The following is a 14858-nucleotide window of genomic DNA, read 5'->3' as shown; positions in this document are numbered from 1 at the left end:
GACGAGCTTGAACAAGAAGACGATGCTGCTGGCGGGCCTGATGTTGGCGGGAGCGATGGCGCAGGCCGCGCCGCGCGAATGCGCGCTGAACGTGGAACCGCGTACCGTGGAATACCCGTGGATGTCGATCGCGCGCTGGAACCAGATGAACGACGCGCTGAAGGCCCGCTCGGCGCAGGCCGACGTGGACGTGCTGTTCCTGGGCGACTCGATCACGGAGATGTGGGACAAGGGCGCATGGGACAGCCACTTCGGCAAGTACCGCGCGGCGAACTTCGGCATCGGCGGCGACCACACGGGCAATGTGCTGTGGCGGCTGAAGAACGACGGCATGGACAAGCTGCGGCCGAAGGCGGTCGTGCTGCTGATCGGCGTGAACAATTTCGGCCTGTGCGGCGAGCGTCCGGAGCAGGTGGCGCAGGGCGTCAAGGCCGTCGTCGCGCAGCTGCGGCAGTTGTACCCGGATACGAAGATCCTGCTGAACGGTATCCTGCCGTTCAAGCAGTCCGCCCAGGACCCGGCGCGCGCGGACGTGAAGGCGGTGAATCGCGAGATCGCCAAGCTGGATGACGGCAGCCACGTGTTCTTCCGCGACTACGGCGCGCGCTTCCTGCAGCCGAACGGCGACATCGCCAAGGAGACGATGCCGGACTTCCTGCACCTGACGCCGCAGGCGTACAACGTGTGGGCGGAGGCGCTGGCTCCCGATATTGAAAAGCTGGTGCGCTGATGCGGCCGCGGGCCTGGCTGGCGCGGCGGCTGCCCGCTGCCGCGGCGGTGCTGGCCGTGCTGTCCGTGCTGTCCATCGGCCCGGTCTCGGGCGCGGAGATCGCGCTGGCGGGTGGCGGCCAGGTCGCGCGGATGGGGCGCATGGTCGACACGGCCGATGGCGGCGTCAGGTTTGCGTACCCGGGCGTGTCGCTGTTCGTGCGCTTCGAAGGGAGCGCGTTGTCGGTCGATGCATCGAGCACGGGGGATAAAAGCTGGCTGGACGTGGTCGTCGATGGCGGCCCGCCACGCACGATCCATCTGGCGCGCGAACGTTCTTCGGTGCGGCTGGCCGAAGGGCTGGCCGCGGGCGCGCATACGGTCGAAGTGCTGCACCGGTCCGAGACGTGGCACGGCGTCGTCACGCTGGCATCGTTCGTGACAGACGGACGCATGCTGGCCCCACCGGCGCTGCCGTCACGCCGGCTGCTGTTCCTGGGCGACTCCGTCACGTGCGGCGAAGCGCTGGAGCGCACGCCGCCGGGGCCGAAGCAGCCCGTGTGGTGGAACCCGCGCGCCTCGTACGGCATGCTGACGGCGCGGGCATTGGATGCGCAGGTGCAGTTGGTCTGCCACGGCGGCCGCGGTCTCTTGCGCAGCTGGAACGGCCGCACCGACGAATTCAATCTTCCCCGTTTCTACGAGCTGGCGATCGCCGACCCGGCGCAGGCGTCGGCATGGGACCAGCGCGGATATGCGCCCGACCTGATCGTCAGCGCGATCGGCACCAACGACTTCAACCAGGGCATTCCTGAGCGCTCGCAATACGTGGACACGTACGTCGCGTTTGTCCGCACGCTGCTGCGCGACCACCCGCGGGCGCGGATCGTGCTGACGGAAGGCGCGATACTCGACGGCGCCAAGAAGGCCGCGCTGACGGACTACCTGCAAGAGACGATCCGCCGCGTGAACGACCCACGCCTCCACTACATCCCGTCGCACCACTACCCGGGCGACGCCCAGGACGCCCACCCGACGCGCGCGCAGCACGCGCGGATGGCCGAAGACCTGGTTCCGGCGCTGCGCCAGTTGATGAGCTGGTAGCTAAACAACAGGGGACTGTCCCTCGATTCAGGAAATATTTCCGGAATCGAGGGACAGTCCCTATTTTTTGGAAACATTGCTGGCCGGCGCGATTACCGCACGCTTCAAACGCAGGCGATCGGGCAGCTTTTGGCCGCCGCGCGGCGGATGGCGGCGAGGACTGCCGGGTCGATCGCGTCCGCGAACAGGTCGCGGTAGGCGGCGTAGCGCCGCGCCGTTTGCGTGCTCAGGCCCAGGTAGGTCGAATGCGGCGTCACGACGCGGTCTTCCAGCAAACCCGCATTGCCGGCATAGCTCGACCACCGGTACCCACCGGGCGACTCCACCATCTTCGCGCGGACGGGATTCAACTCGATATAGCGCTGGCAGGCCAGGAAGTAGCGGTCATTCGTGATGGGGGAGGAGTGGAACCTGCCGCGCCAGACGGCGCCGCTGCGTTCCAGCCGGCGGTTCAGGTACTGCGCATAGTTCTGTCCCACGCACTTCATGAAGGCGGACAGCTCGTCCATGTCGATGAGCGATGCCAGCACGTGCACGTGGTTCGTCATCAGCACGTAGGCGTGCACTTGCGCGCCATAGAAGTCCGCTGCTTCGCGGAGCTTGTCGAGATAGACGAAATAGTCCGAGCGCTGGAGGAAGCAGGGCTGCTGGTTGTGACCGCGCTGGATCAGGTGGACGGGGTAGCCGGGTAGCAGCTGTCTGGCATGGCGTGGCATGGCGAGCTCCTGTTAGGTAAGAAGCTCAACTGTGCACCTGGCTTGCAGTTGCGAAGCTGCGACAGCTCAAGGAAAACGTGGCAAGCGCGAGACAAAAAATGTTTCCAAAATCGAGGGACAGTCCCCGTTTTCAGGAAATATTTCCAAATTCGAGGGACAGTCCCCCGAATTTGGAAACTTTTATGGTCAGTATTCCGCACCTACGCGCACGCCGAACATGCGCGGTTCGACGTAGTGCGCTTTCATGAAGCCACCGAAGACGGAGTCGCGGTTCAGGGCGGCGTGGCTGTCCGCGACGTTGCGGACGTACAGTTCGGCGTACCACTTGTCGCTCGGGGCGTCGAGGCGGGCCGAGACGTCGCCGATCGCGTAGGCCTTCTGGTAGCGGCCGATGTTGGCGAAGTCGGAGTTGCGCAGGTCGAAGTAGGCCTTGTCGCGCCAGTTCACCTTCACGTACGGCGTGATGCGGTAGCCGTTCGGCAGCGTGAACTCTTGCGAGAAGTTCAGGTTCACCTGGAACTTCGGCGTGTTCGGCAGGTGGTTGCCGTCGATGTTGTACAGGCGGCGGCCGATCAGCGCTTTGTCCGGGCCGTTGTACGCGGGCGGGCAGGCCGGCAGGCCCAGTTCCGTGCGGACGTCGCACTGGTAGTCGTCGGAGAACTCGCGGAAGTCGTGCACGTCGGTGTTGATGTACGCGAAGCCGCCGCCGAAGCGCGCGCCGTGCCATGGGCGCCAATCCCATTCGAGCTCCAGGCCCGGGATGTCGACCTTGCCGACGTTGATCGTGCGCCACGCCTCATACACGTCGCACTTCGGCTGGTCGGCCGGGCAGGGCAGGCCGGCGTCCGGGATGATCTGGTTGATGAAGTACGTGCCCGTCAGCTGCATGTCCTTGTACTTCATGAAGAACGCGGTGGCCGACAGCGACAGCGTGTTGTTCAGGAACTTGCCCTTGTATCCCAGCTCGTAGTTCGTCACGGTCTCCGGGCCGTACGGCAGGAACGTCACGACGCCCGGCTTGCCGTCGGCGCACAGGTGGTAGTTGCAGCTGTCCGTCTTGTCGGCGAAGCCGCCCGCCTTGTAGCCCGTCGACACGGACGCATACGCCATCTGGTTCGCCGTGAACTGCTTCTGCAGGCCGACACGCCACGTGACCTTGTTCCACGTCTCCTTGTGGTCGTTCGACGTGGCCGGGCCGTACAGGCGGTACGCGTCGACGCTGCCGCCCATCGCCGGCGTCAGGTCGGTGCCGTCGTGGACGTGGAAGCCCGGCGTGCCCGGCGTGCCCTGGCTGTACAGGCCATTGTAGTAGGCCGCGTTGCCGATCCAGTTCGCGCCATACACCTTGCCGCCCTTGTCCTCCTTGCTGTCCTTGCTGTAGCGCGCGCCCAGCGTGCCGGTCCACGTCGGTGCGAACTTCCAGTCGCCCTGCGCGAACAGCGCCTTCGCATCCACCTGCCGGTTCGGCTGGTGATACAGCACCGAGCCGACGTCACCGAACGGCTTCTGGATCGTCTCCGTCATCTCGTAATCGATGCGGTTACGTTCGTGCATCCAGAACAGGCCCGCCACGTACTGCAACGGCCCCAGCGTCTGCTTCAGCTGCGCCTCGTGCACGGTGGAGAGATAGCGCGAATCGAGGGTGCGGTGGAACACGTCCTTCAGCGGCCACGTGCCCCAGTTGCCGGTGGCCGAATTCGGATAGGCGCCGTTGATCTGGAACGGCGCCGCGTGCTGCATGCCCTTGTCGTCGTCGGTGATCTCGGCGCGCTTCTGGTCGGCGACCTGGAACGTGTAGTCGAACGTCGTCGTCGGGTTGATGGTCCACGACAGGCCAGTGCGCAAGGTGCGGATCTGCATGTCCACCTGGCCCGGCACGTTGATCAGCAGGTCCCACTTGCCGGTGCCCGGTGCGCACGCGTAGCGGGTGCCCGCGGTCGCGTCGCAATCGCGGAAGTCCGCGCCGCCGGCGCCGTTGTCCTGGAAGTGTTCGTAAGCGGCCTTCAGGGTCAGGTCCGCGTTCACCTTGTACAGCGCCGAGAGGCGGGCCGCCCACTGGTCCTGGTTGGTGTAGAACTTGTCCTTGCCGATGACGGCGTTGAAGCGCTGGTCGACGTCAGGCTTGCCGTTCGGGATCCAGCCCAACGCCGGCGCATTTGCTTCGGACAGATCGCGCATCTGGTTCGCGTAGCCGTCGCGCTTGACCTTCATGAACGTGCCGCGCAGCGCGAGCTGGTCGTTCACCGCGATGTTCTGGACCACCGAGATCTGCTTCTTGCGGTAATTGCCGATGTCGACGTTGGCCCGGCCGTAATTGCCGGAGAAGTCGGGCTTCGCGGAGATCACGTTGATGCTGCCGCCCGTCGAGTTACGGCCGAACAGCGTGCCTTGCGGGCCGCGCAGCACCTCGACCTGGTCGACGTCGAACATCAGCGCCTGCGCGCCCTGCGGCCGCGGCGAGTACATGCCGTCCACGTGGAAGCCCACGGCCGGGTCGCCCGTCTCCGTGAAGTTGGTGGACGTGATGCCGCGGATCGTGATCTGCACCGCGGAGTCCAGCCCCGTGCTGTCGATGACGACGTTGGGGATCTCGCCGGTCAGGTCCTTCAGGCTCGTCGCGCCCTTGCGCGTCAGCTGGTCCTGGCTGAATGCCGACACGGCCAGCGGGGTACGCAGCAGCGACGTCGAATAACGCGTCGCCGTCACCTTCACTTCGGGGATCTGGTCGCCGCCGTTGACCGGGCCGACGGTGGGTGCCTCGGCCGGCGCGGATGCGGTGGAATTCGCATTGGGATCGGCGGCGGCGCCGGCCTGCGCATGGGCGGACCACGCGGCGAGGCTGCAAGCGCTGGCGACCGCCAGGCTCATCAGGGATCGCTTGGTTGGATGCATTTCGTCTCCTTGGAATATGGCCGGGTACGGCCTTTTTGGCGAGACGAGTATTGATTTTTAAAAAGGCAAGATCAAGTGAATCCCGAAATGGCGGCCCAGTTTAATTCGATTTACTAAACAGCGATGCCGGCGCTGCCAGCGGCGCGGCGAATGTGCCGGCGGCCCGCCCGGGCAGGCGTTTTGGTCGCCTGATCCCTGTTTTCTGCAGTTCATCGCATTTGCCGTGCTTTCGCGGCCCGCCATCGTTACCATGCGAATATCGAACAACTCATGCCGGGAAGGAGAATCCAATGAACATTGCCGCACATCGCACCATCCCGGCCGTCATGCCGTGCCGGCGCCCGTAAACCCGCGCAAATACACGTAGGAAAAGCGTAAAAACACGCGTAGAAACACACGTACAAGCGCGTACAAGCGCCACACCGAGCCACGACCTGACCCGTACCAAGGAACCACGATGAACAAACGATTCAGCTTCGCCCTCCTGTTGACATTGCTGTGTCTGGCGATTGGCGCCACGGCCGCGGAAGACGTCAACGAGACCAGGCCCATCGATGCCAAGGTCGTGCGCGTGAAGCTCGATGGCGTACTCGACCTGAAGCTGCGCCAGGGCGCGGTGCCGTCGCTGAACGTCATTGGAGAAAAGCGCCACGTGTCCAGGGTCACGGCCGTGCAGTCCGGCGACACGCTGACCCTGGACAGCGACAGCCAGGGTATCAAGCTGGGGCGTTCATCGCTGCGCGCCGAGCTCGTGCTGCCGGAGCTGCGCGAGCTGGTGTCGGAAGGCGTCGGGTCGGCGGACGTGTCGGGCTTCACTGGCGACGCCCTCGACATCACGCTCGATGGCGCGGGCAGCCTGAAGGTCGTGGGCGAGTACCGGCGGCTGAAGGCGAGCCTGGGCGGCGTGGGCAGCATGCACGTGTGGGTAACGGACAACGACAACGTCGACCTCGACCTGGGCGGCGCCGGCTACGTGACGCTCGGCGGACGCAGCAGGATGCTGAAGGCGTCGCTGGGCGGGCTCGGCGGCTTGAACGCGCAGCAGTTCCAGGCCGATACCGTCGAGATCGACCTGTCCGGCCTCGGCAACGCCACCGTCAACGCGCGCATGAACGCCAATTTGAACTTGTCCGGCCTTGGCTCGGTCACTGTGTACGGCAAGCCGCAGCACCGCAACGTCAGCGTGGACGGGCTCGGCAAAGTCAGCTGGAAATGAGACGACGGGAGCGCGCATCGCTCCCGACGAGACGGAAATAAAGAAAAGAACGAATCCACTCGCAAATGAAAAAACTAGGACGACTGATCGTGGCGATCGCCGCCTCCTTCGGCATCGCGCTGGCCTGGCATGGCAGCGCGCATGCCGGTTTCGCGGAAGGGGCGACCGCCTACAACAATGGCAACTACGCACTCGCGTACAAGGAAATCCTGCCGCTGGCGCGCGCTGGCAATGCGGATGCCGAGCACCTGCTCGGCATCATGTACTACATGGGGCGCGGCGTGCAGCAGGACTACAAGCAGGCCCTGATGTGGCACCGCCGCGCGGCGCTGCAGGGCAAGGCCGACGCGCAGTACGTCGTCGGCGCGATGTACTACACGGGCAACGCCGTGATCCAGGATCACAAGCAGGCGGTGACGTGGTTCCGCAAGGCGGCCGAGCAAGGCCACGCGGACGCGCAGCAGGTGCTCGGCCTGATGTACCGTTACCACATCGGCGGCATGCCGCAGGATGACGTGCTCGCCTACATGCTGTGGAACTTGGCCGCCGCCGGCGGCAACGCCAACGCCGCCGAACATCGCAACGCTGTCGCCAAGAAGATGACGCCGGAGCAGATCGAGGAAGGACAGGCGCTGTCGGCTGCGTGGAAGCCGGGGAAGCCGCTGCCGAGGACTTCCAGAACCGGCGGGTGAAGCGGGGGGGGAGGCAGGGGTTTCGCGAAGCACCGCTTCGCGCCTGCCGAACGCCGCAGCCATGCAGGGCTGCGGCTGGGGGCTAGCGCAGTCGAGCCAGTCCCGAAGTCGGGCCGAACGCCGCAGCCATGCAGGGCTGCGGCTGGGGGCTAGCTTTCAGCAAGCTGCAGGCGCTTGCATTCACCCCAACTGCAAACCCAGGGGTCAGACCCGGCGGGTCTGACCCCGGCCTCTGCCGTTGGGTTTAGCAAGCCGACAGGCCCCGACGCGCCAACAATAGCGTTTTGCTAAAATGGCCCTTTCCCTGAAAGGACCCCCCATGCGCGCGATCGAGATCACCAAACCGGGCCCGGCGGATGTGCTGCGGCTGTGCTACCGCGACAAGCCCGTGCCGGGCGCCGGCGAGGTGCTGATCCGCGTGCATGCGGCCGGCGTCAACCGCCCTGACGTGTTCCAGCGCCTGGGCAGCTACGCGCCGCCGCCGGGGGCGTCCGACCTGCCGGGCCTGGAAGTGGCCGGCGAGATCGTCGAAGGCGACCTGGACGGCACCGGCTTCAAGCCGGGCGACCTCGTCTGCGCGCTCGTGCAGGGCGGCGGCTATGCCGAGTACGTCGTCGCGCCGGCGCTGCAATGCCTGCCCGTGCCGCAGGGGCTGTCGCTGATCGAGGCGGCGTCGCTGCCCGAAACCTATTTCACCGTCTGGAGCAATGTCTTCGACCGCGCCCGGCTGGGTCCGGGTGAGTCGCTGCTGGTGCAGGGCGGCACGTCCGGCATCGGCGTCACGGCGATCCAGCTGGCCAGCGCACTGGGCCACCGCGTGTTCGCCACGGCCGGCAGCGAGGACAAGGCGCGGGCCTGCGAACAGCTGGGCGCCGAGCGGGGCATCAACTACCGGCATGAGGACTTCGGTGTCGTCGCCAAGCAACTGACGGGCGACAACGGCGTCGACGTCATCCTCGACATGGTCGGCGGCGACTACCTGCCGCGCGAGATCAACTGCCTGGCCGATGACGGACGCATCGTCATCATCGCGTTGCTGGGCGGCGCGAAAGGCACGCTGGACATGGGCCAGGTGCTGCGCCGCCGCCTCACCGTCACGGGCTCGACGCTGCGGCCCCGTTCCGTCGCCTTCAAGGCCGCGATCGCGCAGCAGTTACGCACGCACGCGTGGCCGCTGCTGGAGGCGAAAAAGATCAAGCCCGTCATCTACGAAAGCTTCCCGTTGGAGCAGGCCGCCGAGGCGCACCGGCTGATGGAAAGCAGCACGCACGTCGGCAAGATCATGCTGCAGGTGACGTAAAAACACCGACTACATTGCTCATGTAGTCGACTACAGTTCGTTTGACCCCCTGTTGCGGCGCACGTTACAATCGAGGATTTCTTGATACTCGAATAACTATGAGACGCAAACTCGTCATCGGAAACTGGAAGATGAACGGCAGCCTGGCCGCCAATTCTGTATTATTACGCGGGATCGTCGAAGGCTATGCCGCGAAAAACGCCGACTGCGCAGTATGCGTACCGGCCCCTTATCTGGCACAATGCCAGGCCGAGTTGCAGGGCACACCCGTGGCGTGGGGTGCGCAGGACGTGTCGGCCTATGCCGCCGGTGCGTACACCGGCGAAACGGCGGCGTCGATGTTGCAGGATTTCGGCTGCCGCTACGTGATCTGCGGCCACTCGGAGCGGCGTGCTTATCACCACGAAAGCAACGAGCTGGTGGCACAGAAGGCGCTGGCCGCGCTGAATGCCGGGCTGACCCCGATCGTTTGCGTCGGCGAAACGCTCGAGCAGCGCGAGGCGGGGCGCACGAACGTTGTCGTTTGCGCGCAACTGCAAGCGGTGCTGGACGTGCTGGAAAATCCGGCGCTGGAAAAGATCGTGCTGGCGTACGAGCCCGTGTGGGCGATCGGCACCGGCAAGACGGCCACGCCGGCAATGGCGCAGGAAGTGCACGCGCTGCTGCGCAAGCAAGTCGGCGAGCGCAACCCGGCCGCGGCGGCCACCGTACCGATCCTGTACGGCGGCAGCATGAAGCCGGAGAACGCGAAGGATTTGCTGGGCCAGCCGGACATCGATGGCGGCCTGATCGGCGGCGCGGCATTGAAGGCAAAGGATTTCCTGGCCATCGTGGATGCCGGTAACTGAGCATCGAATAGAAAGAATTTCCCGGTGACGGGAAGGGTAGGCGGGCCGCGTAAAAGGCGGCCCGGTAATTGATAACTGAGAATGGAATAGCATGAACACCTTGTTCAATCTGATCGTCGTAGTACAGGTTCTGTCGGCGCTGGCCATCATCGGCCTCGTGCTGATGCAGCACGGCAAAGGCGCCGACATGGGCGCGGCATTCGGTTCCGGCGCATCGGGCAGCCTGTTCGGCGCCACCGGTTCGTCGAACTTCCTGTCGAAGTCGACGGCGCTGGCCGCGGCCGTGTTCTTCGCCGCCACGCTGGGCCTGGCACTGATGGCGAACAACCGCGGCGCATCGTCCGGCGGCGGCGTGCTGTCGAACGTGACGGTGCCGGTCAAGGGTTCCGCTGCGATTCCGGCCGCGACGCAGCCGGCGCCGGCTGCGCCTGCCGGAAGCCAGGGTGTGCCGCCGGCAACGCAAGCCGCTCCGGCCCAGCCTGCTGCGCCTGTAGCGGCGCCGGCAACCGAGCCGGCACCGAAGTAAAACAGAGCATTTTGATCTTTTTGCCGTTTTTCTCCTTGATCCTGCGCAATTCCGATTAACAAACGGCGCAAAGAAGAGTAGAATAATGGCCTTGACATGCCGACGTGGTGAAATTGGTAGACACGCTATCTTGAGGGGGTAGTGGCGCAAGCTGTACGAGTTCGAGTCTCGTCGTCGGCACCAAAAGATTCTGAAAAGCCAGCAAAAGGCGCCTGAGTTCCCTCATGCCTCTAGCTGGTTTTTTTACGAGGATGTGTCGTTTGATCCTGGTCTGGTACGTTTGATTGGGATCGAGCGTATGAGCTGCGTCGCAATGGCGTGGCACCTCCAACCGATCAACAACAGCAGTGATCCTACCGTGAACCTCGAAAATTACTTCCCCGTACTTCTGTTCATTCTGGTCGGCCTCGGTGTCGGTGTAGCACCCCAGGTGCTGGGCCGTCTGCTTGGTCCGCACAAGCCCGATGCGGCGAAACTTTCCCCTTACGAGTGCGGCTTCGAAGCCTTCGAAGATGCGCGCATGAAATTCGACGTGCGTTATTACCTCGTCGCGATTCTTTTCATTTTGTTCGACCTGGAAACGGCATTCTTCTTCCCGTGGGGTGTCTCCATGCGCGAGCTGGGCTGGCAGGGCTTCGTGACGATGATGGTGTTCATCGCCGAATTCGTCGTCGGTTTTTGGTATATCTGGAAGAAAGGTGCCCTTGATTGGGAATAAGCCATGGCTATTGAAGGCGTATTAAACGAAGGTTTCATCACCACCTCGGCCGACAAGCTGATCAACTGGGCGCGTACCGGGTCGATGTTCCCGATGACGTTCGGTCTGGCCTGCTGCGCGGTTGAAATGATGCACGTGGGCGCAGCCCGTTACGACCTGGACCGCTTCGGCATCGTGTTCCGTCCATCGCCGCGCCAGTCCGACGTGATGATCGTCGCCGGCACGCTGTGCAACAAGATGGCGCCGGCACTGCGCAAGGTGTACGACCAGATGTCCGAACCGCGTTGGGTCATTTCGATGGGTTCCTGCGCGAACGGCGGCGGCTACTACCACTATTCCTACTCCGTCGTGCGCGGCTGCGATCGCATCGTGCCCGTCGACGTCTACGTTCCGGGTTGCCCGCCGACCGCGGAAGCCCTGCTGTACGGCATCCTGCAGCTGCAAAACAAGATCAAGCGCACCAACACGATCGCACGTTAAACGGGGCGCGCAAGAACTATGACTACACATCTGGAAGCATTGCAAGGCGCCCTGGCCAGCGCCTTGGGCGAACGCGCCGCCATCACGGTGGCGCTCGGTGAAATCACGCTGGTCGTCAAGGCCGACGACTATCACGCGGTGATGCAGACGCTGCGCGACAACGCCGCACTCGGCTTCGATCAGCTGATCGACCTGTGCGGCGTCGACTATTCCACCTACGGCGAAGGCACGTGGGAAGGCCCGCGCTTCGGCGTGGTGTCGCACCTGCTGTCGGTGAAGCACAACTGGCGCGTGCGCGTACGCACGTTCTGCCCGGACGACGAAATGCCGATCGTGGCATCGGTCACCGACATCTGGCGCGCCGTGAACTGGTTCGAGCGCGAGGCGTTCGACCTGTTCGGCATCATCTTCGAAGGCCATAGCGACCTGCGTCGCATCCTGACCGACTACGGCTTCATCGGCCACCCGTTCCGCAAGGACTTCCCTGTCGCCGGTTACGTCGAGATGCGCTACGACGCCGAGCAGGGCCGCGTGATCTACCAGCCGGTGACGATCGAGCCGCGCGAAAACGTGCCGCGCGTGATCCGCGAAGAAAAATACGGGATGAAATAATGGCTGAGATTAAGAACTACACCCTGAACTTTGGTCCGCAGCACCCGGCAGCGCACGGTGTGCTGCGTTTGGTGCTTGAGCTGGACGGTGAAGTGATCCAGCGTGCCGACCCGCACATCGGTCTGCTGCACCGCGCGACCGAGAAGCTGGCCGAGCAGAAGACCTACCTGCAATCCGTGCCGTACATGGACCGTCTCGACTACGTGTCGATGATGTGCAACGAGCACGGCTACGTGATGGCCGTCGAGAAGCTGCTGGGCATCGAAGTGCCGTTGCGCGCGCAGTACATCCGCGTGATGTTCGACGAGATCACCCGCATCCTGAACCACCTGATGTGGCTGGGCGCGCACGCGCTGGACGTCGGTGCGATGGGCCCATTCCTGTACGCGTTCCGCGACCGCGAAGACCTGTTCGACTGCTACGAAGCCGTGTCGGGCGCGCGCATGCACGCGGCGTACTACCGCCCGGGCGGCGTGTACCGCGACCTGCCGGACGTGATGCCGCAGCATAAGCAGTCGCCGATCCGCAGCAAGAAGGAAATCGACCGCCTGAACGAAGACCGCCAGGGTTCGCTGCTGGACTTCCTGGAATCGTTCACGAACCGCTTCCCCGGCTACGTCGACGAATACGAAACCCTGCTGACCGATAACCGCATCTGGAAGCAGCGTACGGTGGGCATCGGCGTCGTCACGCCGGAAGACGCGCTGGCGATGGGCTTCACGGGCGCGATGCTGCGCGGCTCGGGCATCCAGTGGGACCTGCGCAAGAAGCAACCGTACGAAGTGTACGACCTGATGGACTTCGACATCCCGATCGGCACCAACGGCGACTGCTACGACCGTTACCTGGTGCGCGTGGAAGAGCTGCGCCAGTCGAACCGCATCATCAAGCAGTGCATCGAATGGCTGCGCAATAACCCGGGCCCCGTGATGACGGACAACCGCAAGGTCGCGCCGCCGAACCGCGTGGACATGAAGTCGAACATGGAATCCTTGATCCACCACTTCAAGCTGTTCCAGGAAGGCTTCCACGTGCCGCCGGGCGAGGTTTACACCGCCGTGGAGCACCCGAAGGGCGAATTCGGCATCTACATCGTGTCCGACGGCGCCAACAAGCCGTACCGCCTGAAGATCCGTACGCCGGACTACGTACACCTGCAAAGCCTGGACGAAATGGCGCGCGGTCACATGATCGCCGACGCCGTGACCATCATCGGCACGCAAGACATCGTGTTCGGCAGTATTGACCGCTAAAGAGGCAGAAAGATTATGTTATCCGAGCAGTGCTACAAAAAAATCGACCGCGAGTTGGCCAAGTATCCGGCCGACCAGCGTCAGTCGGCCGTGATGGCCGCGCTGGCCCATGCCCAGGTTGAACTGGGCTGGCTGTCGCCGGAAACGATGAAGGAAATCGCCGACTATATCGGCATGCCGGCGATCGCCGTGCAGGAAGTCGCGACCTTCTACAACATGTACAACCTGAAGCCCGCCGGCAAGCACAAGATCACCGTGTGCACCAACCTGCCGTGCGCGCTGTCGGGCGGCGTGAAGGCCGGCGAACACCTGAAGCAGAAGCTGGGCATCGACTACCGCGAAACCACCGAAGACGGCGAGTTCACGCTGATGGAAGGCGAGTGCATGGGCGCCTGCGGCGACGCGCCGGTGATGCTGGTGAATAACCACCGCATGTGCAGCTTCATGAACAATGCGAAGATCGACGAACTGGTGGAGGAACTGAAGAAATGACCTCGCTCCACAATCGTCACATCAATCCGCTGATCCTGAAGGACCTCACCGGCGACAACTGGCGCCTGGCCGACTACGTGAAGCGCGGCGGTTATTCCGCCCTGCGCCGCATCCTCGAAGAGAAGATCGCGCCGGAACAGATCATCGCCGACCTGAAGGCCTCCGGCCTGCGCGGCCGCGGCGGCGCCGGTTTCCCGACGGGCCTGAAGTGGAGCTTCATGCCGCGCCAGTTCCCGGGCCAGAAGTACCTCGTCTGCAATACAGATGAGGGCGAGCCGGGCACGTTCAAGGACCGCGACATCATCCGCTACAACCCGCATGCGCTGATCGAAGGCATGGCCATCGGCGCTTACGCGATGGGCATCACCGTGGGCTACAACTACATCCACGGCGAGATCTTCCAGGAATACCTGCGCTTCGAAGAGGCGCTGGAAGAGGCGCGCGCCGCCGGCTTCCTGGGCGACCGCATCCTGGGTTCGGACTTCAGCTTCCAGCTGCATGCGCACCACGGCTACGGCGCCTACATCTGCGGCGAAGAGACCGCGCTCTTGGAATCGCTGGAAGGCAAGAAGGGCCAGCCGCGCTTCAAGCCGCCGTTCCCGGCCTCGTTCGGCCTGTACGGCAAGCCGACGACGATCAACAACACCGAGACGTTCTCCGCGGTGCCGTTCATCCTGAACATCGGCGCCGAGAACTACGCGGCGCTGGGCAAGCCGAACAACGGCGGCACGAAGATCTTCTCGATCTCCGGCGACGTGGAGCGTCCGGGCAACTACGAAGTCCCGCTCGGCACACCGTTCGCGAAGCTGATGGAACTGGCCGGCGGCATGCGCGGCGGGAAGAAGATCAAGGCCGTGATTCCGGGCGGTTCGTCCGCACCGGTGATCCGCGGCGAGATCATGATGGAGACGGACCTGGACTACGACTCGATCGCGAAAGCGGGTTCGATGCTGGGTTCGGGCGCCGTGATCGTGATGGACGAGACCCGCTGCATGGTCAAGGCGCTGGAGCGCCTGTCGTACTTCTATTACGAAGAGTCCTGCGGCCAGTGCACGCCGTGCCGCGAAGGCACGGGCTGGATGTACCGGATGATCCACCGCATCGAGCACGGCGAAGGCCGCCAGTCGGACCTCGACATGCTGAACTCGATCGCCGACAACATCCAGGGTCGCACGATCTGCGCGCTGGGCGACGCTGCCGCAATGCCGGTCCGCGCGTTCATCAAGCAGTTCCGCGAAGAATTCGAATATCACGTCGAGCACAAGCACTGCCTGGTGCCTGTCTCGGCCTACTAATGCGAC

At 64.1% G+C, this 14858-nt stretch carries 15 protein-coding genes and 1 tRNA gene; 14 read left to right on the top strand and 2 right to left on the bottom strand.

The window, feature by feature from the left end; genetic code table 11:
• Window positions 1–7: 7 nt before the first annotated feature.
• Both IP92_RS26240 and axe2C read left to right on the top strand, forming a co-directional pair.
• Window positions 8–730, top strand: coding sequence for a GDSL-type esterase/lipase family protein (locus tag IP92_RS26240; protein WP_199271910.1), 723 nt, complete (start codon window positions 8–10; stop codon window positions 728–730).
• Window positions 730–1812, top strand: coding sequence for a bifunctional acetylxylan esterase/glucomannan deacetylase AxeC2 (gene axe2C, locus IP92_RS26235; protein WP_145880900.1), 1083 nt, complete (start codon window positions 730–732; stop codon window positions 1810–1812). The genes IP92_RS26240 and axe2C overlap by 1 nt, the downstream gene beginning before the upstream one ends.
• A 104-nt stretch (window positions 1813–1916) precedes the next feature.
• Here the strand turns inward: axe2C and IP92_RS26230 are convergent, their stop codons facing one another.
• Both IP92_RS26230 and IP92_RS26225 read right to left on the bottom strand, forming a co-directional pair.
• A complete protein-coding gene (locus tag IP92_RS26230) occupies window positions 1917–2528 on the bottom strand; it encodes a transposase (RefSeq protein WP_145880898.1) in 612 nt (203 codons plus the stop codon).
• Between the two features lie 186 nt (window positions 2529–2714).
• Window positions 2715–5420: a TonB-dependent receptor gene (locus IP92_RS26225; protein WP_145880895.1), complete on the bottom strand. Its 2706-nt coding sequence runs from the start codon at window positions 5418–5420 to the stop codon at window positions 2715–2717.
• Between the two features lie 457 nt (window positions 5421–5877).
• Here IP92_RS26225 and IP92_RS26220 point away from each other — a divergent pair, with 457 nt between their 5' ends.
• The 12 genes from IP92_RS26220 (at window position 5878) to nuoF (ending at window position 14852) form a co-directional block, all read left to right on the top strand.
• Window positions 5878–6636, top strand: coding sequence for a GIN domain-containing protein (locus IP92_RS26220; protein WP_145880893.1), 759 nt, complete (start codon window positions 5878–5880; stop codon window positions 6634–6636).
• A 65-nt stretch (window positions 6637–6701) separates the two neighbouring features.
• On the top strand, window positions 6702–7328 hold the full coding sequence (locus tag IP92_RS26215) for a tetratricopeptide repeat protein (protein WP_145880891.1): 627 nt from the start codon (window positions 6702–6704) through the stop codon (window positions 7326–7328).
• Between the two features lie 319 nt (window positions 7329–7647).
• The gene (locus tag IP92_RS26210) at window positions 7648–8628 is read left to right on the top strand and encodes an NAD(P)H-quinone oxidoreductase (RefSeq protein ID WP_145880889.1); all 981 of its coding nucleotides are present in this window, start codon (window positions 7648–7650) and stop codon (window positions 8626–8628) included.
• Window positions 8629–8726: 98 nt separating this feature from the next.
• Window positions 8727–9476 (top strand): triose-phosphate isomerase, encoded by a 750-nt coding sequence (tpiA, locus tag IP92_RS26205; protein ID WP_145880887.1) that lies wholly within the window; start codon window positions 8727–8729, stop codon window positions 9474–9476.
• A 91-nt stretch (window positions 9477–9567) separates the two neighbouring features.
• Window positions 9568–10002, top strand: coding sequence for a preprotein translocase subunit SecG (gene secG, locus IP92_RS26200; protein WP_145880885.1), 435 nt, complete (start codon window positions 9568–9570; stop codon window positions 10000–10002).
• A 98-nt stretch (window positions 10003–10100) separates the two neighbouring features.
• Window positions 10101–10185: transfer RNA gene (locus IP92_RS26195), tRNA-Leu, on the top strand.
• A 175-nt stretch (window positions 10186–10360) separates the two neighbouring features.
• Entirely contained in the window at window positions 10361–10720 is a 360-nt protein-coding gene (locus IP92_RS26190) for an NADH-quinone oxidoreductase subunit A (protein WP_145881126.1), read from the top strand.
• A 3-nt stretch (window positions 10721–10723) separates the two neighbouring features.
• Window positions 10724–11200, top strand: coding sequence for a NuoB/complex I 20 kDa subunit family protein (locus IP92_RS26185; RefSeq protein ID WP_145880883.1), 477 nt, complete (start codon window positions 10724–10726; stop codon window positions 11198–11200).
• A gap of 18 nt (window positions 11201–11218) precedes the next feature.
• Window positions 11219–11812 (top strand): NADH-quinone oxidoreductase subunit C, encoded by a 594-nt coding sequence (locus tag IP92_RS26180; protein WP_145880880.1) that lies wholly within the window; start codon window positions 11219–11221, stop codon window positions 11810–11812.
• Window positions 11812–13065, top strand: a complete 1254-nt coding sequence (locus tag IP92_RS26175) for an NADH-quinone oxidoreductase subunit D (protein WP_145880878.1) — start codon at window positions 11812–11814, stop codon at window positions 13063–13065. Before IP92_RS26180 ends, IP92_RS26175 begins: the two co-directional genes overlap by 1 nt.
• Window positions 13066–13080: 15 nt before the next feature.
• A complete protein-coding gene (gene nuoE, locus IP92_RS26170) occupies window positions 13081–13557 on the top strand; it encodes an NADH-quinone oxidoreductase subunit NuoE (protein WP_145880876.1) in 477 nt (158 codons plus the stop codon).
• Window positions 13554–14852: an NADH-quinone oxidoreductase subunit NuoF gene (nuoF, locus tag IP92_RS26165; RefSeq protein WP_145880874.1), complete on the top strand. Its 1299-nt coding sequence runs from the start codon at window positions 13554–13556 to the stop codon at window positions 14850–14852. The genes nuoE and nuoF overlap by 4 nt, the downstream gene beginning before the upstream one ends.
• Window positions 14853–14858: the final 6 nt, after the last annotated feature.

The organism is Pseudoduganella flava, assembly GCF_007830495.1.
GTDB classification, from domain to species: domain Bacteria; phylum Pseudomonadota; class Gammaproteobacteria; order Burkholderiales; family Burkholderiaceae_D; genus Rugamonas; species Rugamonas flava.
The sequence above is the reverse complement of the archived record's forward strand: the minus strand, read 5'-3'. Positions and strand labels throughout refer to the sequence as shown.